Source organism: Pseudomonas sp. XS1P51 (assembly GCF_054897845.1).
Map to the genome: position 1 here is coordinate 5,069,562 of NZ_CM142707.1, position 21,461 is coordinate 5,091,022.

The 21,461-nt window shown below is 60.1% G+C and carries 22 protein-coding genes; 12 read left to right on the forward strand and 10 right to left on the reverse strand.

Annotation, left to right across the window (positions count from 1 at the left end; genetic code table 11):
* The first annotated feature begins 6 nt into the window (after window positions 1-6).
* Complete coding sequence (locus ACYZUD_RS23525; protein WP_462020375.1) at window positions 7-1,533, forward strand: SulP family inorganic anion transporter; 1,527 nt, start codon at window positions 7-9, stop codon at window positions 1,531-1,533.
* A 126-nt stretch (window positions 1,534-1,659) separates the two neighbouring features.
* On the opposite strand, the gene ACYZUD_RS23530 is transcribed toward ACYZUD_RS23525, so the two are convergent.
* Window positions 1,660-2,310, reverse strand: coding sequence for a hypothetical protein (locus ACYZUD_RS23530; protein WP_462020376.1), 651 nt, complete (start codon window positions 2,308-2,310; stop codon window positions 1,660-1,662).
* Between the two features lie 371 nt (window positions 2,311-2,681).
* Here ACYZUD_RS23530 and coxB point away from each other — a divergent pair, with 371 nt between their 5' ends.
* The 4 genes from coxB (at window position 2,682) to ACYZUD_RS23550 (ending at window position 7,081) form a co-directional block, all read left to right on the forward strand.
* A complete protein-coding gene (gene coxB, locus ACYZUD_RS23535) occupies window positions 2,682-3,809 on the forward strand; it encodes a cytochrome c oxidase subunit II (protein WP_462020377.1) in 1,128 nt (375 codons plus the stop codon).
* 82 nt (window positions 3,810-3,891) lie between these two features.
* Window positions 3,892-5,478 (forward strand): cytochrome c oxidase subunit I, encoded by a 1,587-nt coding sequence (gene ctaD / locus ACYZUD_RS23540; protein WP_462020378.1) that lies wholly within the window; start codon window positions 3,892-3,894, stop codon window positions 5,476-5,478.
* 138 nt (window positions 5,479-5,616) lie between these two features.
* On the forward strand, window positions 5,617-6,168 hold the full coding sequence (locus ACYZUD_RS23545) for a cytochrome c oxidase assembly protein (protein ID WP_462020379.1): 552 nt from the start codon (window positions 5,617-5,619) through the stop codon (window positions 6,166-6,168).
* 25 nt (window positions 6,169-6,193) lie between these two features.
* Window positions 6,194-7,081 (forward strand): cytochrome c oxidase subunit 3, encoded by an 888-nt coding sequence (locus tag ACYZUD_RS23550; protein ID WP_462020380.1) that lies wholly within the window; start codon window positions 6,194-6,196, stop codon window positions 7,079-7,081.
* A 79-nt stretch (window positions 7,082-7,160) separates the two neighbouring features.
* On the opposite strand, the gene ACYZUD_RS23555 is transcribed toward ACYZUD_RS23550, so the two are convergent.
* Window positions 7,161-7,364, reverse strand: a complete 204-nt coding sequence (locus tag ACYZUD_RS23555; RefSeq protein ID WP_008152470.1) for a twin transmembrane helix small protein — start codon at window positions 7,362-7,364, stop codon at window positions 7,161-7,163.
* A gap of 71 nt (window positions 7,365-7,435) precedes the next feature.
* Here ACYZUD_RS23555 and ACYZUD_RS23560 point away from each other — a divergent pair, with 71 nt between their 5' ends.
* The 5 genes from ACYZUD_RS23560 to ACYZUD_RS23580 are packed head-to-tail and all read left to right on the forward strand — an operon-like array spanning window position 7,436 to window position 11,338.
* Window positions 7,436-8,176: an SURF1 family protein gene (locus tag ACYZUD_RS23560; RefSeq protein ID WP_462020381.1), complete on the forward strand. Its 741-nt coding sequence runs from the start codon at window positions 7,436-7,438 to the stop codon at window positions 8,174-8,176.
* On the forward strand, window positions 8,142-8,735 hold the full coding sequence (locus tag ACYZUD_RS23565; protein WP_462020382.1) for a hypothetical protein: 594 nt from the start codon (window positions 8,142-8,144) through the stop codon (window positions 8,733-8,735). Before ACYZUD_RS23560 ends, ACYZUD_RS23565 begins: the two co-directional genes overlap by 35 nt.
* A 10-nt stretch (window positions 8,736-8,745) precedes the next feature.
* On the forward strand, window positions 8,746-9,819 hold the full coding sequence (locus tag ACYZUD_RS23570) for a COX15/CtaA family protein (protein ID WP_462020383.1): 1,074 nt from the start codon (window positions 8,746-8,748) through the stop codon (window positions 9,817-9,819).
* Window positions 9,807-10,706, forward strand: coding sequence for a heme o synthase (cyoE, locus tag ACYZUD_RS23575; protein ID WP_462020384.1), 900 nt, complete (start codon window positions 9,807-9,809; stop codon window positions 10,704-10,706). The genes ACYZUD_RS23570 and cyoE overlap by 13 nt, the downstream gene beginning before the upstream one ends.
* Window positions 10,703-11,338 (forward strand): SCO family protein, encoded by a 636-nt coding sequence (locus tag ACYZUD_RS23580; RefSeq protein ID WP_462020385.1) that lies wholly within the window; start codon window positions 10,703-10,705, stop codon window positions 11,336-11,338. Before cyoE ends, ACYZUD_RS23580 begins: the two co-directional genes overlap by 4 nt.
* 178 nt (window positions 11,339-11,516) lie before the next feature.
* On the opposite strand, the gene ACYZUD_RS23585 is transcribed toward ACYZUD_RS23580, so the two are convergent.
* The 3 genes from ACYZUD_RS23585 to ACYZUD_RS23595 all read right to left on the reverse strand — a co-directional run bounded on the left by ACYZUD_RS23585 (window position 11,517) and on the right by ACYZUD_RS23595 (window position 14,034).
* The gene (locus tag ACYZUD_RS23585) at window positions 11,517-12,290 is read right to left on the reverse strand and encodes a MetQ/NlpA family ABC transporter substrate-binding protein (RefSeq protein WP_462020386.1); all 774 of its coding nucleotides are present in this window, start codon (window positions 12,288-12,290) and stop codon (window positions 11,517-11,519) included.
* A 62-nt stretch (window positions 12,291-12,352) separates the two neighbouring features.
* Window positions 12,353-13,027 carry a methionine ABC transporter permease gene (locus ACYZUD_RS23590; protein WP_462020387.1) on the reverse strand — a complete coding sequence of 225 codons (675 nt, stop codon included), beginning with the start codon at window positions 13,025-13,027 and terminating at the stop codon, window positions 12,353-12,355.
* Window positions 13,027-14,034, reverse strand: coding sequence for a methionine ABC transporter ATP-binding protein (locus ACYZUD_RS23595; protein WP_462020388.1), 1,008 nt, complete (start codon window positions 14,032-14,034; stop codon window positions 13,027-13,029). The genes ACYZUD_RS23590 and ACYZUD_RS23595 overlap by 1 nt, the downstream gene beginning before the upstream one ends.
* A 265-nt stretch (window positions 14,035-14,299) precedes the next feature.
* Here ACYZUD_RS23595 and katE point away from each other — a divergent pair, with 265 nt between their 5' ends.
* The gene (katE, locus tag ACYZUD_RS23600; protein ID WP_462020389.1) at window positions 14,300-16,438 is read left to right on the forward strand and encodes a catalase HPII; all 2,139 of its coding nucleotides are present in this window, start codon (window positions 14,300-14,302) and stop codon (window positions 16,436-16,438) included.
* Between the two features lie 121 nt (window positions 16,439-16,559).
* Here the strand turns inward: katE and ACYZUD_RS23605 are convergent, their stop codons facing one another.
* From ACYZUD_RS23605 to zur, 4 genes are read right to left on the reverse strand one after another with little or no spacing between them, the layout of a single operon-like run.
* Window positions 16,560-17,276 carry a PA5502 family lipoprotein gene (locus tag ACYZUD_RS23605; RefSeq protein WP_462020390.1) on the reverse strand — a complete coding sequence of 239 codons (717 nt, stop codon included), beginning with the start codon at window positions 17,274-17,276 and terminating at the stop codon, window positions 16,560-16,562.
* A 37-nt stretch (window positions 17,277-17,313) separates the two neighbouring features.
* The gene (gene znuB / locus ACYZUD_RS23610; protein WP_462020391.1) at window positions 17,314-18,102 is read right to left on the reverse strand and encodes a zinc ABC transporter permease subunit ZnuB; all 789 of its coding nucleotides are present in this window, start codon (window positions 18,100-18,102) and stop codon (window positions 17,314-17,316) included.
* Window positions 18,095-18,880 carry a zinc ABC transporter ATP-binding protein ZnuC gene (gene znuC / locus ACYZUD_RS23615; protein ID WP_462020392.1) on the reverse strand — a complete coding sequence of 262 codons (786 nt, stop codon included), beginning with the start codon at window positions 18,878-18,880 and terminating at the stop codon, window positions 18,095-18,097. The genes znuB and znuC overlap by 8 nt, the downstream gene beginning before the upstream one ends.
* On the reverse strand, window positions 18,880-19,362 hold the full coding sequence (gene zur / locus ACYZUD_RS23620) for a zinc uptake transcriptional repressor Zur (RefSeq protein ID WP_253545649.1): 483 nt from the start codon (window positions 19,360-19,362) through the stop codon (window positions 18,880-18,882). The genes znuC and zur overlap by 1 nt, the downstream gene beginning before the upstream one ends.
* Before the next feature lie 66 nt (window positions 19,363-19,428).
* Between zur and znuA the strand changes: the two genes are divergently transcribed.
* The gene (gene znuA, locus ACYZUD_RS23625) at window positions 19,429-20,349 is read left to right on the forward strand and encodes a zinc ABC transporter substrate-binding protein ZnuA (RefSeq protein ID WP_462020393.1); all 921 of its coding nucleotides are present in this window, start codon (window positions 19,429-19,431) and stop codon (window positions 20,347-20,349) included.
* Between the two features lie 118 nt (window positions 20,350-20,467).
* Here the strand turns inward: znuA and ACYZUD_RS23630 are convergent, their stop codons facing one another.
* Window positions 20,468-21,418 carry a homoserine kinase gene (locus ACYZUD_RS23630; protein ID WP_462020394.1) on the reverse strand — a complete coding sequence of 317 codons (951 nt, stop codon included), beginning with the start codon at window positions 21,416-21,418 and terminating at the stop codon, window positions 20,468-20,470.
* Between the last annotated feature and the right edge of the window lie 43 nt (window positions 21,419-21,461).

Sequence of the window (21,461 nt, forward strand, 5' to 3'; positions counted from 1 at the left end):
ATCACCATGCGTGCAGCGCAACTCAAAGCTGTTTTGCCACGGGAGCTTTTGGCTTCGGTGGTTGTGTTTCTGGTCGCCCTGCCCTTGTGCATGGGCATTGCCATCGCCTCGGGACTGCCACCCGCCAAGGGTTTGATCACCGGGATCATCGGTGGCCTGGTGGTGGGCTGGATTGCCGGCTCGCCACTGCAAGTCAGCGGTCCGGCGGCGGGGCTGGCCGTTCTGGTATTCGAACTGGTGCGCCAGCACGGCATCGCCATGCTCGGTCCGATCCTGCTGCTGGCCGGATTTCTGCAACTGGTGGCCGGGCGCCTGAAGCTGGGCTGCTGGTTTCGCGTCACGGCGCCGGCGGTGGTCTACGGCATGCTCGCCGGGATTGGCGTGCTGATCGTACTGTCCCAAGTGCATGTGATGCTCGACGCAGTGCCCAGACCGTCGGGGCTGGATAACCTGGCAGCCTTCCCGGCCGCCGTGGGTCAGGCCTTGTCATCCCTGGGCTGGCAGGCAGGTTTGCTCGGGCTATCGACCATTGCCGTGATGTGGCTGTGGGAAAAATTCCGTCCGCATTCCCTGCGCTTCGTTCCGGGAGCATTACTCGGTGTGGGTCTTACCACTGTCGCCAGCCTTGCTCTGGCGTTACAGGTCAAACGGGTAGAAGTACCCGCCAATCTGGCAGAAGCCATCGATTGGCTGAAACCCGCAGACTTGCTCAACCTGGCAGACCCCACGCTGCTGATCGCCGCATTTGCCGTAGCCTTCATCGCCAGCGCCGAAACCCTGCTCTCGGCCGCTGCGGTGGATCGCATGCACAGCGGTCAGCGTTCGGACTTTGACCGGGAATTAACGGCTCAAGGTGTCGGCAACATGCTTTGCGGCCTGCTCGGCGCACTGCCCATGACCGGCGTGATCGTGCGCAGTTCGGCCAACGTCCAGGCCGGCGCCACCACGCGACTGTCGGCGGTGTTTCATGGCCTGTGGCTGCTGGCTTTCGTGCTGCTGCTGTCCAGTGTGCTGCAAAGCATTCCGGTCGCCAGCCTGGCAGGGGTTCTGGTTTACACCGGCTTCAAACTGGTCGATCTGAAAGCCTTCCGCGGTCTGGGCCGTTATGGCCGGATGCCGATGTTCACTTACGCGACAACAGCGCTGGCAATCATCTTCACCGATTTGCTGACCGGCGTGCTGATCGGCTTCGGGCTGACCCTGGCCAAGCTCGCCTGGAAAGCGTCGCGGCTGAAGATCAGCCTGATCGATCTGCCCAAGGACGGTGAAATGGAATTGCGACTGATTGGCGCGGCCACCTTTCTCAAGGTGCCAGCGCTGACCCAGGTCCTGGGCACCATTCCCCCAGGCGCGACAGTGCACGTACCGCTCAATAACCTGAGCTACATCGATCACTCGTGTCTGGAGTTACTTGAGGAATGGGGGCGGGCCAATGCGGCCAAGGGTTCGACGCTGTTGATTGAAGCGCGAGGGTTGAAGCGCAGGCTGGAAGGGAGACTGCGAACCACCACCGGAGTCGGTTCGGCTGCGTAGAAAACAGTGTGGGAGCGAGACCGGCTTGCCGGCGATGGCAATTGGTCATTCAACATTGATGTCGACTGATACAACGCTATCGCGAGCAGGCTCGCTCCCACAGGGGATGGGTTTGATGCTAATGGATCAAGCCGCCGGCGGATCCAGCTCCAGCCCTACGCCCAACTGGCGTGACAGGCACGGCCAGCGTTTCCACGCGGCGCCGGTGTCCGGGCTATTGAGTTTCTCGCGGTAGGCTTCCACCGATTCCAGCGCAAAACTGTCTTCGTTCAGCATTTCGTCGACGGCATGATGCACCGCCTCATCCAGTTGGTTGGCGAACTCCTCACCGATCAGCTGGTGAGCAATCAGGTTGGCAACAGTCATGTCCAGTGGGATCAGCGGCTGGCCAAAATGCTTGATGTACAGGTCATTGACCTCTTCGACCAGGCGGTGCGCCAGATAGGCTTCATCCAGCAGGCTGTCCAGCCCGACGTGACCGGTCATGATCGCTGGCGGCTGGAGGAAGAACTGCTCGGCGATTTTCAGCACCGGTTTGATCTGTGATTCGATGCCCGCTTCCCTGGCGACTTCATTGGCTGCATCCAGCAGGTCCGGCACTTGCTCTATATACGCGGCCACAAAACGCGTCATCACGCCGTTAGCGTCGACATCCGGCAATTGGATGGCGGAGTGAAGGTGTGGCAGTTGGGTTTCCAGCTGACGAACCAGCAGGCCGGTCTCGGCCTCGTGTTGTTGGGCTTTTTGGATCTGCTCGCGCAATGCGGCGGTGTTCATGAAAACTCCAGGAAACAAAGGCAATGAAATAGGGAAGACATAACTTAGCTGGCTTATGAAAAATGCTAAGACGCATTTGTCATAATTGTTTCATCCTTGAGACGCCTCCGTTATATCGGTTTGCCACCACTCGTCTGCATCCTTCTCCATTCGTGCCCTGGAACGCAAGTCCCAGCTGTTTCAGATGATTTACGCCATCACGTTGCGAGGTGGCAGTCGCTGTCTATACTCGGGTGGGAATGGAGTTAGCTGATGACACCCGACTGCACACGCAGCAAGGCTAGGCGATTCAAGTTCGTAGTCTGAAAAAGCCGCTCCCTTGCCGCAGGTGAAAGCCGGCGGGATAACAAGAACGATAAGGGGAACCCGCAATGATGCGACATCCACACGTCTGGATGGGCCTCCTGTTGTGGTCGATTTTCAGTCCGGCACACGCTGCCTGGACTGTAAATATGGCGCCTGGAGCGACTGAAATCAGTCACGCAGTATTTGACCTGCACATGACCATTTTCTGGATCTGTGTAGTGATCGGCATCATCGTCTTCGGCGCCATGTTCTGGTCGATGATCCTCCACCGCCGCTCGACCGGGCAGGTGGCCGCGAAATTTCATGAAAGCACTACCGTTGAAATCCTCTGGACCATCGTGCCCTTCCTGATCCTGGTGGCCATGGCGGTTCCAGCCACTGCAACCCTGATCAAGATGTACGACGCCAGTGAGCCGGATATCGATATCCAGGTCACGGGCTATCAGTGGAAGTGGCACTACAAATACCTGGGCCAGGACGTTGAGTTCTTCAGCAACATGGCCACCCCCGCCGATCAGATCCACAACAAGGAAACCAAGGGCGAGCACTACTTGCTTGAGGTCGACAAGCCTCTGGTGCTGCCGATCGGTGCCAAGGTGCGCTTCCTGGTGACCTCCGCCGACGTCATCCACTCCTGGTGGGTGCCGGCCTTCGCGGTCAAGCGCGATGCGATCCCGGGGTTCGTCAATGAAGCCTGGACCCGCATCGACAAGCCCGGCATCTACCGCGGCCAATGCGCCGAGTTGTGCGGCAAGGACCACGGGTTCATGCCGATCGTGGTCGAGGTCAAGGAAAAGGCCGACTACGAAAAATGGCTCGGCGAGCGCAAGGCTGAAGCCCTGCAACTCAAGGAGCTGACCAGCAAGGAATGGACCCTCGACGAGCTCAAGGAGCGCGGCGACAAGATCTATCACACCACTTGCGTGGCCTGTCACCAGGCCGAAGGCCAGGGCCTGCCGCCGATGTTCCCGGCACTCAAGGGCTCGAAAATCGCCACCGGACCGAAAGAAGGTCACCTGAGCATTGTCTTCCACGGCAAGCCCGGCACCTCGATGGCGGCGTTCGGCAAGCAGCTTTCGGAAGTCGATATCGCGGCGGTCGTGACCTACGAACGTAACGCCTGGGGCAACAACAAAGGCGACATGGTCACTCCAAAAGAAGTGTTGGAGCTGAAACAGGCGGAAAGCAAATGACCCGGTCTATTGCGTACTCAAGGAATCGGTCGGGGCATGACGCTCTGTTCCGCACAGTCCAACCGTTTGCAGGAGACAGGACATGACTGCTGTCGTCGATGACCATGTTCATACCGGCACCGCCCACGGCCCCGCCAAAGGCCTGATGCGCTGGGTGCTGACCACTAACCACAAGGATATCGGCACGTTGTACCTGTGGTTCGCGTTCTCCATGTTCTTGCTGGGCGGTTCGTTTGCGATGGTAATTCGCGCCGAACTGTTCCAGCCGGGGCTGCAGATCGTCCAGCCGGAATTCTTCAACCAGATGACCACCATGCACGGCCTGGTGATGGTGTTCGGTGCGGTGATGCCGGCGTTCGTCGGCCTCGCCAACTGGATGATCCCGCTGATGATCGGCGCGCCGGACATGGCCCTGCCACGGATGAACAACTTCAGCTTCTGGCTGTTGCCGGCGGCATTCATCCTGCTGGTGTCGACCCTGTTCACCCCCGGTGGCGGACCGAACTTCGGCTGGACGTTCTACGCCCCGCTGTCCACGACCTACGCTCCGGAAAGCGTGACCTTCTTCATTTTCGCCATCCACTTGATGGGGATCAGTTCGATCATGGGCGCGATCAACGTGATCGCCACCATCCTCAACCTGCGCGCCCCCGGCATGACGTTGATGAAAATGCCGCTGTTCGTCTGGACCTGGCTGATCACCGCGTTCCTGTTGATCGCGGTGATGCCGGTGCTGGCCGGGTGCGTGACGATGATGCTGATGGACATCCACTTCGGCACCAGCTTCTTCAGTGCCGCCGGTGGCGGTGACCCGGTGCTGTTCCAGCACGTGTTCTGGTTCTTCGGTCACCCCGAGGTGTACATCATGATCCTGCCGGCCTTCGGTGCCGTCAGCTCGATCATCCCGGCCTTTTCGCGCAAGCCGCTGTTTGGCTACACCTCGATGGTCTATGCCACGGCCAGTATTGCCTTCCTGTCATTCATCGTCTGGGCGCACCACATGTTCGTGGTCGGCATTCCGCTGGTGGGCGAGTTGTTCTTCATGTACGCCACGCTGCTGATCGCGGTGCCGACCGGCGTGAAGGTGTTCAACTGGGCCAGCACCATGTGGCAAGGCTCGCTGACCTTCGAGACACCGATGCTGTTTGCCGTGGCGTTCGTCATCCTGTTCTCCATTGGCGGATTCTCCGGGTTGATGCTGGCCATCGCCCCGGCGGACTTCCAGTACCAGGACACCTACTTCGTGGTCGCACACTTCCACTACGTGCTGGTGCCGGGGGCGATCTTCGGGATCTTCGCCTCGGCCTACTACTGGCTGCCGAAATGGACCGGCCACATGTACGACGAAACCCTCGGCAAGCTGCACTTCTGGCTGTCTTTCATCGGCATGAACATGGCGTTCTTCCCGATGCACTTCGTGGGGCTGGCGGGTATGCCGCGACGGATTCCGGACTACAACCTGCAATTCGCCGACTTCAACATGGTGTCGTCGATTGGCGCGTTCATGTTCGGTGCCACGCAAATCTTCTTCCTGTTCATCGTGATCAAGACCATTCGTGGCGGTGAGCCGGCACCGGCCAAGCCGTGGGATGGGGCAGAAGGCCTGGAGTGGAGCATTCCTTCACCGGCGCCGTATCACACGTTCACTACTCCGCCGGAAGTGAAATGAACACCTTGACCCTTGTAGGAGCGAGCTCGCTCGCGATGGCCGTCAACGATAACGCTGGAAGCCTGATACCCCGCTGCCCTCTCAGGTTTTTCGCGAGCAAGCTCGCTCCTACAGGGGTTGGCGTAGAGGTTGGAAACCATGGCTGATTCTATTTCGTTGAAGAAGCTGGTCACCCGCCTGCTGTTGGTGGTGGTGGCGATGTTTGTCTTTGGCTTTGCCCTGGTGCCGATCTACGACGTGATGTGCAAGGCGTTCGGCATCAACGGCAAGACGGGTGGGCAGTACGAGGGCGAACAAACGGTCGACACGTCGCGGCAAGTGCGCGTGCAGTTTCTGTCGACCAATTCCGCCGACATGTCCTGGGATTTCTATCCCAAGAGCGATGAACTGACGGCCAACCCAGGCGCAGTGAACGAGATGATTTTCATCGCGCACAACCCGACCGACAAGCCAATGAGCGCACAAGCAGTACCGAGCATCGCACCCAGCGCCGCGGCGGCGTATTTCCACAAGACCGAATGTTTCTGCTTTACCCAACAAGTGCTGCAGCCCGGTCAACGGATCGAGATGCCGGTACGTTTCATCGTTGACCGTGACATGCCCAAGGAAGTGAAGCACCTGACGCTGTCCTACACGCTGTTCGATATCACCGCCCGACATCCACCGGTGGCTGTAAATACTGGCGGCTGAGCGTGCCCGATAAGGAGAACAATAAATGGCAACTCATGAACACTATTACGTACCGGCCCAGAGCAAGTGGCCGATCATCGCCACCGTCGGCATGTTCGTCACGGTATTCGGCCTGGCCACCTGGTTCAACGATCTGAAAGCGGCGCGGCCGGAATCCCACGGCCCGCTGATCTTTTTCGTCGGCGGCCTGCTGCTGGCCTACATGCTGTTCGGCTGGTTCGGCACAGTGATCAAGGAAAGTCGTCAGGGGTTATATAGCGCCCAGATGGATCGCTCGTTTCGCTGGGGCATGAGCTGGTTCATCTTTTCGGAGGTGATGTTCTTTATCGCCTTCTTCGGCGCGCTGTTTTATGTGCGCCACATTTCCGGCCCGGCGCTCGGCGGTGAAGGCGCCAAGGGTCTCGCCCACATGCTCTGGCCGAACTTCGAGTTCGTCTGGCCGCTGCTGAACAACCCTGACTCCAAATTGTTCCCACCGCCCAAGGACGTTATCAGTCCCTGGGGTCTGCCGCTGCTCAATACCGTGCTACTGGTGAGCTCCAGCGTCACCATCACCATCGCCCACCACGCGTTGAAAAAAGGCCATCGCGGCGCGCTGAAAATCTGGCTGGCGATCACCGTATTACTGGGTTGTGCCTTCCTCGGTTTCCAGGCTGAAGAGTACCTGCACGCCTACCACGAACTGGGCCTGACCCTGGGTTCGGGCATCTACGGCGCGACCTTCTTCATGCTCACCGGTTTCCACGGCGCTCACGTAACCATCGGCACCATCATCCTGTTCGTGATGCTGATGCGGATCCTGCGTGGACACTTCGACAACGAGCATCAGTTCGGCTTCGAGGCGGCGAGTTGGTATTGGCACTTCGTGGACGTGGTGTGGATTGGATTGTTCGTTTTCGTCTACGTGTTGTAGGAGCGAGCTTGCTCGCGAAGGTGTGTCAGACACGTTGATTTCGACTGAGACACCTTCGCGAGCAAGCTCGCTCCTACAGCTACCAAGGCACATGCGACACCAGTTGGCCGCTGAAGAATCCCCAGGCAATCAAGCCGACGGTGATGGCGGCCAAGGCAACACGAACACTCAAGGCAATGACGAGGCGGTTCGAGCTGCTGTCGTCCTTGACCAGAAAAAACAGGCCGCTGAACAGGCTGACAACCGTGGCAATCAGCATCAGGACGATGGCTGCTTTGAGCATGGCGGGACTCCGGGGGGAAAGGCGATGCACTTGAGTATAGCTATCGCGACTGTCGACTTTCTGGCGATGCCATGAAGCGCTTTCGGCCGGGCGTTGTGCCGACCCTGGTGGTCGCGTTATTGCTGCCGCTCCTGGTGTCGCTCGGCTTCTGGCAACTGAGCCGGGGCGCGGAAAAAAGCGCGCTGTTGCAAAGCTACACCGAGCGCCGTACCGCCGAACCGATGGCCAGCACCGAGCTGCAACACACCGAGGATCCGGCCTTCCGCCGCGTTCGCCTGCACGGCCAGTTCGATGCCGCACACAGCTTGCTGCTGGATAACCGCCAGCGCGCCGGCAAGGTCGGGGTCGAGCTGCTGCAACCGTTTCAGGATCAGGCAACCGGGCTCTGGCTGTTGGTCAATCGTGGCTGGCTGCCGTGGCCCGACCGGCGCACCCCGCCGCAATTCACGACACCCAAAGAGGCGTTGAGTCTCGACGCCTGGGTCTACGTCTCTCCCGGTGCGACTTTCCAGCTCCACGCCGACCCGAACACCACAACCTGGCCGCAACTGGTCACCGTCGTCGAACCGTCCCGGCTCTGGACGGCGCTGGAACGCGACGGTTTCGCCTATGAATTACGCGCAGAAAGCGGACCCGCGACTTACCAGACCGATTGGCCGGTGGTGGCCATGGGTCCGGAAAAACACATCGCTTATGCCGTGCAGTGGTTCGCCATGTCGATCGCCCTGTTCGGCCTTTATCTCTATCTCGGCTGGCACAACGCAAAGGAGAAACACCATGGGAGCGGCCATGAATCCACCCAGCATGTCTGAGGCGAAAACGCCGGCGAGTCGACGCAAAGGTCGGTTGCAGCTGTTGTTGATCCTGTTCGTGGTGATCGGTCCGATGATCCTCGCCACCGGCATGTACAAATTGCAGTTCTGGGTGCCGGAGGGTCGCAGTTATCACGGCGAACTGATCGGCAACGGCCAGACTCGCGCCGACCTCGGCGTGCAGGCACAGGAGGACCGCTGGCAGTTGTTGGTCACGGCGCCGAAGGAATGCTCGGTGGACTGCCAGCAGCTGGTGTATCTGGCGCGGCAGATCCAGATCGGCCTCGGCCGCGATGCCGGGCGCGCCAGTCACGCCCTGGCCGCCGCGCAACCGTTGAGCAGCGACTACGACGCCAAGCTGACCCGGGAATATCCTCAACTGCAACGCTATCCACTGGATCTGACCCGTTTCAACAAAGCCAGCGGTGACCAGGCCGCGCCACAGCTGTGGATCATCGACCCCCACGGCAATCTGGTGCTGCGCTACGACCCGACGGTCAAGGGCAAGGACCTGCTCAACGACCTGCGTCATCTGCTGAAACTGTCGAACATCGGATAAGGGCATCGTCATGGCCAAACCTGGATTTCGCCTCGCGTTGTTTGCCACCTTGCTGGCACTGATTGTGGTGTTGCTCGGCGCCTACACCCGCCTGACCCACGCCGGCCTCGGCTGTCCGGACTGGCCGGGCTGCTACGGCTTTATCAGCGTGCCGAAAAGCGAAGCCCAACTGGCCCATGCCGAATTGCACTTTCCTGATGCGCCCGTCGAAGCCCACAAGGGCTGGAACGAGATGGTCCACCGCTACTTCGCCGGTACGCTGGGGCTGCTGATCTCGGTGTTGGCCGGTCGTGCCTGGGTCCATCGCCGTCATCCGGGGCAACCGGTGAAGTTGCCGTTGTTTCTGCTGGCGGTGGTGATTGCCCAAGCGGCGTTCGGCATGTGGACGGTCACGCTCAAGCTCTGGCCGCAAGTGGTCACCGGGCATTTGCTCGGCGGCTTTGCGACGTTGAGCCTGTTGTTTCTGCTGACCTTGCGCCTGTCCGGCGTCTTGCCGGCGCTGACCGTTCCGCGCCGTTTGCAGTACTGGGCGACGGCCGGGTTGCTGCTGGTGATCGGGCAGATTGCCCTCGGCGGTTGGGTCAGTTCCAACTACGCGGCGGTGGCGTGTATCGACTTCCCGACTTGTCACGGAGAGTGGCTGCCACCAGCCGACTTCGCCAACGGCTTTCACCTGACCCAGCACATCGGCCCGAACTACCTCGGCGGCCAACTGGACAGCGACGCCCGCACCGCGATTCACCTGACTCACCGCATTGGCGCTTTGCTGGTCACCCTCGTACTGCTCGGTCTGGCCTGGCAACTGAAAGTCGTCGGCATGACGCGTCTGGCGGGACTGGTGCTGATGGCCCTCGCCGCACAAATCACCCTGGGCATCAGCAACGTGGTGTTTCATCTGCCGCTGCCGGTGGCCGTCGCCCACAACGCCGGTGGTGCGGCGTTGTTGCTGACGATGGTGCTGGTCAACTACCACGCCCGAACCAGTCTGGTTCGGGTCAAGCAACAGACACGCTGGCGGTTCAGCCCGCGCAAACATTCAGCCGGGCCCATAACAATAAAAGGAGAGATGCCATGGCGACTCTGATCGGCGAACGTCACAGTCAGGCAATCTGGCGCGACTACCTGGAGCTGACCAAGCCGAAAGTGGTGGTGCTGATGCTGATCACCTCGCTGGTCGGCATGTTCCTCGCGACCCGCGCCGGGGTGCCGTGGACGGTGCTGGTGTTCGGCAACCTGGGGATCGCGTTGTGTGCCGGCGGTGCAGCGGCGGTCAACCATGTGGTGGACCGGCGGATCGATGCGGTCATGGCTCGCACGCACAAACGCCCCTTGGCTGAAGGCCGGGTGTCACCGGCGGCTGCACTGACCTTTGCGGTGGTACTGGCCGTGCTCGGTCAGGCCTTTCTGTTGGCCTTCACCAACCCATTGACCGCGTGGCTGACCCTCGCCTCGCTGCTCGGTTACGCCGTGGTTTACACCGGTTTCCTGAAACGTGCGACGCCGCAGAACATCGTCATCGGCGGCCTGGCCGGTGCGGCCCCGCCGCTGCTCGGCTGGACCGCGGCCACCGGCCACGTCAGCGCCGAACCGCTGTTGCTGGTGCTGATCATCTTCGCCTGGACCCCGCCGCACTTCTGGGCCCTGGCCATTCACCGCAAAGAGGAATACGCCAAGGCCGACATCCCGATGCTGCCGGTAACCCATGGCGAGCACTACACGAAGGTTCACATCCTGCTTTACACCTTCGCGCTGCTGGCCGTCAGCCTGATGCCGTACGTGATCCACATGAGCGGCGTCCTCTACCTGATTTGCGCATTGGGACTCGGTGCGAGGTTTCTGCAATGGGCCGTGGTGCTGTACCGTGGCAGTCAGCCGCACGCGGCGATCAACACCTTCAAGTACTCTATTTACTACTTGTTCCTGCTGTTTATCGCGCTGCTCGTAGACCACTACTTACTGTTGAACCTATGACTCGAACCCAGAAAACCGTCTTCATCCTCGTCGCCCTGATCGCGCTGGTCCTGGGCCTGACCATCAACAAAGTACTGTCCGGCAAAGGCCAGGGCGACCCGACCGCGTTGATTGACGCCGGCATCATCCTGTTGCCGCAGAGCCGAAACCTGCCGGACGTGACGATGACCGATCAGGACGGCAAACCGGTGGCCGTCAACGAGCTGAAAGACAAATGGTCGCTGCTGTTCTTCGGCTACACCTTCTGCCCGGACATCTGCCCGACCACCCTCGCCCAGTTGCGCCAGATCAAGAGCGAACTGCCGCCCGATGTCGTGGACAAGTTGCAGATCATTCTGGTCAGCGTCGACCCGAACCGCGACACGCCCCAGCAGCTCAAGCAGTACCTGGGTTACTTCGATCCGCAGTTCCAGGGCCTGACGGCGTCCTCGGTCGAAGACATTCAGAAACTCGCCAATGCGGTGAGCATTCCGTTTATTCCGGCGGACACCAGCAAGCCTAACTACACCGTTGATCACAGCGGCAACCTGGCGGTGATCGGGCCGGACGGCACCCAGCGCGGGTTCATTCGCGCACCGCTGAACAACGTGAAGCTGGTGGCGCAGTTGCCGGTGATGCTTAACCGCAAATAAGGTCGCATAGCCGTCAAAAATCAATGTGGGAGCGAGCCTGCTCGCGATAGCGGACTCACACTCACCATTGGTGTTGAATGTGACGGCTTCATCGCGAGCAGGCTCGCTCCCACAGGGGTCTGTATTTCAGCATAAAAAGGGGCGCAGTGATTGCGCCCCTTTTCGTTACATCAACAGATCAGAACGCCGGCAATACCGCGCCTTTGTACTTCTCGAGGATGAAGGCTTTCACTTCCGGGCTGTGCAGCGCGGTAGCCAGCTTCTTCATCGCGTCGCTGTCCTTGTCGTCCGGACGAGCCACGAGGATGTTCACGTAAGGCGAATCGCTGCCTTCGATAACCAGCGCGTCCTTGGATGGATCGAGCTTGGCTTCCAGCGCGTAGTTGGTGTTGATCAGCGCCAGGTCGACTTGGGTCAGCACGCGCGGGATGGTCGCGGCTTCCAGTTCACGGAATTTCAGATCCTTGGAGTTTTCGGTGATGTCCTTCACGGTCGACAGGATGTTGTTCGAGTCCTTCAACTTGATCACACCGGCCTTTGCCAGCAACAACAGCGCACGGCCGCCATTGGTGGCGTCGTTCGGGATTACCACGTTGGCGCCGCCCGGCAGTTCGGTCAGTGCTTTGTACTTGCTGGAGTAAGCGCCCAGCGGTTCCAGGTGCACGCCAGTGACCGCAACCAGATTGGTGGTCTTGGCTTTGTTGAACTCATCGAGGTACGGCTGGTGCTGGAAGAAGTTGGCGTCCAGACGTTTTTCGGCCACCTGCACGTTTGGCTGGATGTAGTCGGTGAAGACTTTGACCCGCAAGTCCACGCCTTCCTTGGCCAGGGCCGGTTTAACGAATTCGAGGATTTCCGCGTGAGGAACCGGGGTGGCCGCGACGGTCAGGGTTTCAGCGGCCTGAGCAGAGAACGCTGCAACGGCGGCGAACGCGACGAGTAGTTTTTTCATTCAGCTAACTCCTTGTGAGGCGCTTCAGTTCGGCGCCTGCCAGCGAATGGCCGGCTCATGTGTCATTTACGTGAGAAGTGTACGACCAGCTTGTCGCCAACGGTTTGCAGCACTTGCACCAGCACCAGCAGCAACACCACGGTGACCACCATTACATCCGTCTGGAAGCGCTGGTAACCGAAACGGATCGCCAGGTCACCCAGACCGCCAGCGCCCACCACACCGGCCATCGCCGTGTAGGACACCAGTGTAATGGCTGTCACCGTAATCGCTGCGAAGATGCCCGGGCGGGCTTCCGGCAACAGGGCATTGGTGATGATCTCACGTGTCGTCGCGCCCATCGCCTGGGTCGCCTCGATGATGCCGCGATCGACTTCACGCAGGGCGGTTTCCACCAGTCGTGCGAAGAATGGCGTGGCACCTACCACCAGTGGCGGAATAGCACCGGCAACACCCAGCGAAGTGCCGGTGATCAGCACGGTGAACGGGATCATCACGATCAGCAAAATGATGAAGGGCAGCGAACGCAGGATGTTCACCACCAGCGACAGCATCGCGTAGACGCCTTTGGCTTCCAGCAACTGACGCGGGCTGCAGAGAAACAACAGCACGCCCAGTGGCAGGCCGAGCAAAACGGTGAACAACAGCGAACCGAAGAGCATCAGCATGGTGTCGCCAGTGGCGAGCCAGATTTCGAACCAGTCGATGTTGGAGAAGAAACTTGCCAGGACCTCCATCAGCGCAGCACCTCCATGTGGACGTCAGCTGCGGTGAAGTGGGCGAACGCCGCTTCCATGTCGCCACCGGTGACGGCCAGGGTGAGTTGCCCGTAGGGAACGTCTTTGATGCGGTCGATACGACCGGCCAGGATGCTGTAGTCCACACCCGTTTCCCGGGCGACAGTACCCAGCAAAGGCGCGTAGGTCGCTTCGCCCTGAAAGGTCAGACGCACGATGCGGCCCGGCACGTGAGCGAAGTCGTCGCGCTGTTCGCTTTCGTCAATCTGCTCGTTTTCTTGCACGAAGCGCTTGGTGGTCGGGTGCTTCGGATGCAGGAACACCTCGGCCACCGAACCTTGCTCGACGATCACGCCAGCGTCCATCACTGCCACCTGGTCACAGACTCGACGGATCACGTCCATCTCGTGGGTGATCAACACGATGGTCAATTTCAACTCGCGGTTGATCTCGGCCAGCAGTTGCAGGACCGACGCAGTGGTCTGCGGGTCGAGGGCGCTGGTGGCTTCATCGCACAGCAGGATTTTCGGTTTGGTCGCCAGGGCGCGGGCGATGCCGACGCGTTGCTTCTGGCCGCCAGACAATTGCGCCGGGTACTTTTTCGCGTGGTCGGACAAGCCCACCCGCGCCAGCAACTCGGCAACACGCTGATCGATCTCGCTGCGGGACAATTCACCGGCCAGGGTCAGCGGCAGCGCGACGTTGTCGGCCACGGTCTTGGACGCCAGCAGGTTGAAGTGCTGGAAAATCATCCCGACCTGCTGACGGAAGCGTCGCAGGCTGTTGGCGTCGAGCGCGGTGACTTCTTCGCCGTCGACGAAGATCTTGCCGCCACTGGAGTTCTCCAGGCGATTGATCAGACGCAGCAGGGTACTTTTTCCCGCACCGGAATGACCGATCAGGCCGAAGACCTGACCGTTCTCAATCGTCAGACTGGTCGGATGCAGGGCGGGAATATCCTTACCGGCGACGCGGTAGGTTTTGTGGACGTTTTGAAACTCGATCACGTAGCGAACCTTGTGGGGCGCGTTAGAAAAGGATCAGCGGTTAGCCGGGCGCGCATTTTAGCCTGTCCGTATAGAGGTTCTTAGCATTTATTTCGCATTCAACCTGTCATTTGGCAATAACGCGATCAAAGGTCAGAAAAAAGGAACGGCTAAAAACGCCATCAGTCACTAATTAGGCAACTCGAAAACGCCCCCGGTGCCGTGCCTGGGGTATTGCTCAAGAGTCCTGGCTACGGCAGGAATCGCAACGAGGAGTTTACGACTGATGAGTACTAAAAAGCCTGCCTCCCCCAAAAGCGCACTGGCCGGGACCAATACCCTGGACCGTGGCAACACCAATGCCAAGCTCGAAAGCCTGGAAAAATTCCGCTCCGACGCCACCGAACAAGCCCTGCGCACCAATCAGGGCGTGAAGGTTGCCGACAACCAGAACACCTTGAAAGCAGGCGCTCGTGGTCCGTCATTGCTCGAAGATTTCATCATGCGTGAAAAGATCACGCATTTTGACCATGAGCGCATTCCCGAACGCATCGTGCACGCCCGCGGCACCGGTGCTCATGGTTATTTCCAGACGTATGAAAACCATTCCGTACTGACCAAGGCAGGCTTCCTACAGGACCCCGGCCATAAAACGCCAGTGTTCGTGCGTTTTTCCACGGTGCAAGGGCCTCGCGGGTCCGGCGACACCGTGCGAGACGTTCGAGGTTTCGCGGTGAAGTTCTTCACCGATGAAGGCAACTTCGACCTGGTGGGCAACAACATGCCCGTCTTCTTCATTCAGGACGCGATCAAGTTTCCTGACTTCGTGCACGCGGTAAAACCCGAGCCGCACAATGAGATGCCTACTGGTGGCTCAGCCCACGATACCTTCTGGGACTTTGTCTCGCTGGTGCCGGAATCGGCGCACATGGTGATCTGGGCCATGTCCGACCGGGCGATCCCGAAAAGCCTGCGCAGCATGCAGGGCTTCGGCGTGCACACCTTCCGGCTGATCAATGCCGAGGGTAAATCACGCTTCGTCAAATTCCATTGGCGCCCCACCGCCGGCACTTGCTCGCTGGTGTGGGATGAAGCCCAGAAGCTTGCCGGTAAAGACACCGACTACCACCGTCGCGACCTCTGGGAGTCCATCGAGACGGGGGACTACCCTGAATGGGAACTGGGCGTACAGATCATCGAGGAAGAGAACGAGCACAAATTCGACTTCGACATCCTCGACCCGACCAAACTGATCCCGGAAGAAATCGTCCCGATCACGCCGCTGGGCAAAATGGTGCTCAACCGCAACCCGGACAACTTCTTCGCCGAAACCGAGCAGGTCGCCTTCTGCCCGGGGCATATCGTGCCAGGCATCGACTTCTCCAACGACCCATTGCTGCAGGGGCGGCTGTTTTCCTACACCGACACGCAGATCAGCCGACTCGGCGGGCCGAACTTTCACGAGATTCCGATCAACCGCCCGGTGGCACCGTTCCACAACGGTCAGCGGGATGCGTTGCACCGCACCACCATCGACAAGGGTCGTGCTTCTTACGAACCAAACTCCATCGATGGCGGCTGGCCGAAAGAAACGCCACCCGCGGCGCAGGACGGCGGATTTGAAAGTTATCCAGAGCGCATCGACGCCAACAAAATCCGTCAGCGCAGCGAGTCGTTCAGCGACCATTTCTCCCAGGCGCGGCTGTTCTTCCACAGCATGAGCAAGCACGAGCAGGAACACATCATCTCGGCCTATAGCTTTGAGCTCGGCAAAGTTGAACGTGAGTTTATTCGTGCGCGGCAGGTCAATGAGATTCTGGCCAACATCGATCTGGAACTGGCCAAGCGTGTGGCGCAAAACCTGGGCCTGCCGGCGCCTAAGGCCGGGACGGTCGAGGTGCGTAAAACCTCGCTGGATCGCTCGCCAGCCCTGAGTCAGGCCAACTTGCTGCCGGCGGATATCAAAACCCGCAAAGTGGCGATTCTGGCGGCCAACGGTGTCGATGGCGCGGCGATCGATGCAATGAAGAAAGCGCTGAAGGCAGAAGGTGCACACGCCAGACTGCTCGGTCCGACTTCCGCCCCCGTGAGAACGGCCGATGGCAAGATGCTGCCGGTCGACGCGTCGATGGAAGGCTTGCCTTCCGTGGCCTTCGACGCGGTGTTCGTGCCCGGTGGCGCGGCGTCGATCAAGGTGTTGAGTGGTGATGGCGTGGCGCTGCATTACCTGCTGGAGGCGTACAAGCACCTGAAGGCGATTGCGCTGCATGGCGAGGCGAAGCAGTTGCTGGAGGTGTTGAAACTGGAGACTGATGCGGGGTTGGTCGTTGGCGCGGATGCCAAGCTGATCAAGCCGTTTTTTGCGGCGATTGGTCAGCATCGGGTGTGGGACAGGGAGCCTAAGGCCAAGGCGATTCCGGCTTAAGCTTTTTAGGGGTCGTTAGGACGCTATCGCGAGCAGGCTCGCTCCCACAGGGTTAGTGGTTGATCACAGATATATGATCACCATCAAGCCAATGTGGGAGCGAGCCTGCTCGCGAAGCTTCTTAAGGTTTACGCGGGCTCAAGACCATCTGCGCCGGAACATTGCGCAGAATCTGCTTCTCCAGGTTCAGGTCAAAATCCGCATCCAGCTTCTTCACACGCTTGGTCAGCAACGTGGCCAACCAAGGGTAGTCCTGGGTGCGCGGCGCCTGAATGCTCACGTCACACTGATAATTCACCACATCGGCAGCGATGGCGTCCAGCTGGCGACGAAGTTTGCTCATATCGGTGAGGTTCAACGCAACCGTGGTGCTTTCGGCCGTCGGATCGATCACCTTCGCTCTCGGCTTGGCTTCGGCAGCCTTGAGAGCGGCTTCGGCTTTATCCAGCTCAGCTTTGCGGGCATTGACGATGGCGTTGTTGACCCCACCAGTGAGCGCTGGAGCCTTGGGCATCAACACCCGAGCGCGGCTCAGAGCAGTGGCAGCGGCATTCACATCGCCTTTTTGCAGCACGATCTGACTGCGGCGCAGATAGGCTTCGGCCAGTTGCCGCTGATATTGCTCAAGGGATTGATCGTTGGGCGACTCGGCCTGCAAGGCAGCGAGCTGACCTTCGGCGGTGGCCAGCTCGCTGCTGGCCAGGCTTTGTTCCAGTTGTGCGATGGCCGTGGCCCGTGCATCGGGGGCCTCGGTGGCCGCCGGTGGCGTGCTTTGGCAAGCGCCCAGCAGCAGAGAAAATGCGACAAGGAGCAGATAACGGGAGGCGAACGGCTTCATTCCTGCGACTCTCTATTTGCGCAAAAAACGAGCAAGTCTACACCCCTCGACGGGGCAGGACAAAACTCAGCAGAAACAGTGCGGCGGCCATCACAACAATCGACGGGCCCGCCGGAGTGTCCTTGAACCACGACAACGCCAACCCGCCACAGACCGCCAGCATGCCCAGCAGGCTCGCGCCCAGTGCCATCTGCTCCGGTGACCGGGCGTGACGTTGTGCCGCAGCCGCCGGGATGATCAGCAAGGACGTAATCAGCAATACACCGACGATTTTCATCGCCACCGCGATCACCACAGCGATCAACAACATCAGCGCCAGGCGCAACGCCGCCACCGGCAGACCTTCCACCCTGGCCAGTTCTTCATGCACCGTAATCGCCAGCAATGGCCGCCACAACGTCACGAGCAAGGCGAGAACGGCTGCGCTGCCGCCGAGGATCCAGGCCAGATCGGTCGGGCTGATCGCCAGCAGGTCGCCGAACAGATAGGCCATCAGGTCGATCCGCACTTCGTGCATGAAGCTTAGTACCACCAAGCCTAAAGAGAGCGTGCTCGGTGCGAGAATTCCCAAAAGCGTGTCGGACGCCAGCGGTTGGCGCTGTTGCAAGGTCACCAGCAACACAGCCAGCAGCAAACAGCCTACGGTCACCGCAACCGTCGGGCTGACATCCAGCAGAAAGCCCAACGCCACACCCAGCAACGCAGCATGGGACAGGGTGTCGCCGAAATAGGCCATGCGCCGCCAGACCACGAACGAACCCAACGGACCCGCGACCAACGCCAGGGCCAGACCTGCAAGCAGGGCGTAGAGCAGAAAATCAGCCATGCTTGCAGCTATCTCCGTGAACGTGGGTATGGGCCGATGGGGCCGCGCTGACCACCGAACCATGCAAATCATGGGCGTGGTCGTGATGGTGGTGATAAATCGCCAGGCTTTGTGCGTTTTTTCCGAATAGCTCGACGAAAGCCGGATCACCGCTGACCTGCTCTGGGTGCCCGGAGCAGCAGACGTGACGGTTGAGGCAGACCACCTGATCGGTGGTGCTCATCACCAGGTGCAGATCGTGGGAGACCATCAACACGCCGCAGCCGTGACGGTCGCGCAGTCGGGTGATCAGACTGTAGAGCTCGGCCTGGCCGGCGACGTCGACGCCTTGTACCGGCTCATCGAGCACCAGCAATTCCGGCTCGCGCAACAACGCCCGAGCCAGCAGCACCCGCTGCATTTCACCACCGGAAACACTTTGCACCGGGCTGTCGATCACCTGTTCGGCGCCGACTTCCTTGAGTGCCGCCAAGGCGCGCGCGCGGTCGACACCTGGCACCAGTCGCAAGAAGCGTAGCACCGACAGGGGCAACGTCGGATCGACGTGAAGTTTTTGCGGCATGTAACCGACCCGCAGTTTCGGCTTGCGCCAGACGCTGCCGCTGTCCGGCTTCAACAGCCCAAGCACCGCGCGCACCAGCGTGGTCTTACCGGCGCCGTTGGGGCCGATCAGGGTGACGATCTGCCCCGGCTCGACGCTCAGCTCGATGTTGTCCAGCACGCGTTGCCCGGCAAAAGTGACGGCAACCTGCTCGAGACGGATCAGCGCGTTGCTCATCAAGCCCCCTGACAACCCGAACAGAGACCAACCACTTCAACGGTCTGGCCTTCGACGACAAATCCGACATCCTTGGCGCTGCCGATGATGGCGTCGCTGATGGATTTCTGTTCGAGCTCGATGGCGGCGTGGCATTCGCGGCAAATCAGGAACTGACCCTGGTGGGCATGTTCCGGGTGATTGCAGCCAACGAAGGCGTTCAACGAGGAAATGCGGTGTACGAGGCCGTTTTCCAGCAGGAAATCCAGCGCGCGGTACACAGTCGGCGGCGCGGCGCGGCGGCCGTCCTGCTCGCTGAGTACCGCGAGAATGTCGTAGGCACCCAACGGTTTGTGGCTTTGCCACACCAGCTCCAGCACTCGCCGGCGCAAGGCGGTCAGGCGCAGGCCCTGACGTGCGCACAAGGCATCGGCCTCAGACAATGCGCTATGAACGCAATGAGAGTGGTCGTGGGGACGGCTGGCAATCGGTGTTTTAGGCATGAGCGGCGACGAGTTTTGTGAGAGACGTTATTATGTTACCCGTTCTCGCCTCTTCGAGTGGTCATCGTGTCCCGACTTTTTTCTATCTTTGTCGCATTTGTCGCAACTTTTCTGCTGATCGGTTCAGCTCAGGCCGAAGTCAAAGTCCTCACCAGTATCAAGCCGCTACAGTTGATTGCTGCTGCGGTCCAGGACGGCGTGGCGATTCCGGAAGTGTTGCTGCCACCGGGTGCTTCGCCGCATAACTACGCGTTGCGCCCGTCCGACGTACGGAAGGTGCAATCGGTGGATCTGGTTTACTGGATCGGTCCGGACATGGAAGGTTTCCTGCCTCGCGTGCTGAACGGTCGCACGCTGCCCAGCGTCGCCGTGCAGGATCTGCCAGGCTTGAAATTACGACGTTTCGCCGAAGACAGTCACTCTCACGCCGAAGAGGCTGATGAGCATGACCACGATCACCGCCCCGGTAGCCTGGATGCGCATTTGTGGTTGTCGCCGGTCAACGCTCGCGTGATTGCGACAAAAATGGCCACTGACCTGAGTGTGGCCGATCCGGCCAATGCGGCCCGCTATCAAAGCAACCTCAAGGCGTTCGATGACCGTCTCGACGCGCTGGACCTGCGCTTGAAGAAACGTCTGGCCAGTATTGAAGGCAAACCCTACTTCGTGTTCCACGAAGCCTTCGATTACTTCGAAGACGCCTACGGTCTCAAGCATACCGGCGTGTTCAGCGTCGCCGCCGAAGTCCAGCCAGGCGCTCAGCACGTCGCGGCAATGCGCACACGCTTGCAGGAAATCGGCAAGACCTGTGTGTTCAGCGAGCCGCCCCTGCGTCCGCGTCTGGCGGAAACCCTGGTGGCTGGCCTGCCGGTGAAACTGGCGGAGCTGGATGCGCTGGGCGGGTACACGCCTGCGACTGCTCAGGGGTATGAGCAGGTGCTGGAGAAATTGGGGAATGATTTGGCGGGGTGCCTGGAGTCGCTTTAATACCTTATTCGGCTTCGCCTCAATCGCGAGCAGGCTCGCTCCCACAGGAGATCGCTAGTGGACACAAAATATGTGCTCAACATCGGTCAACTGTGGGAGCGAGCCTGCTCACGATGCTTTAGAGGGCGAAAGGTAGCGGCGTACTGACCTTCTGCCGCTGCGCCAACCGCTGCTGAAACTCCATCGGATCGTGAATCAACACGTCCTGCCCGGCGAAAGATTCCGCCGCAATCAACCGCGATAACCAAAACCGCACGCACGCCACACGCAACATCGTCGGCCACAATTCAGCCTCCGCAGCGGTAAAGGGTCGCAGCGCCGCATAAGCGCCCAGCAATGCCCGCGCCCGCGGCCCATCAATTAACCCGTCCTCGTCCGAACACCAGTCGTTCAAGGCAATCGCCACGTCGTAGAGCATCGGCCCCGAACAAGCGTTGTAGAAGTCGATCAACCCCGTCAGGTGCGTGCCTTCGAACATCGCGTTATCGCGGAACAGGTCTGCGTGGATGTTGGCGCGCGGCAACGCCAGAATTTTCGTCTTCTGTTGTGTGATTTCGTCCAGCGCCCGTTGCAGCAGATCGCTCTGCTCGGCATTCAGGTGCGACAGCAACTGCGTGCCCTCTTCCAGCATCCAGTCCAGACCGCGATCGGTCTTGCGCTTGATCATGTTGGCCTGGGTCGCCAGGTGCAGATGCCCAAGCAACTCGCCCACCTGAGCGCAATGCTGCGCGTTGGCTTCCTTGATGTGCTTGCCGGCCAGGCGCGGTTGCAACAACGCAGGCTTGCCGGCCAGTTCGCGCAAGGCGACGCCATCGGTGGTGCGCAGCGCATACGGCACCGGAAGATCGGCCTCATGCAGTACGTCGAGCAGTTCGATGAAGAACGGCATTTCCTGGACCGGGCCACGCTCAACCAGGGTCAGGACAAATTCGCCCTGCTCCAGGCTTATAAAGAAATTGGTGTTTTCGCTACCGGCGGCAATCCCCTGGAAATCAAGCAGGCGGCCGAGCCCGTAAGGGGCGAGAAAGGTTTCCAGCTCGGGCCGAGCCAGCGGGGTGAATACAGACATGGTTAAAACTGCCAGTACGGGCGCCGCTGTTTAAGCCAGCGCC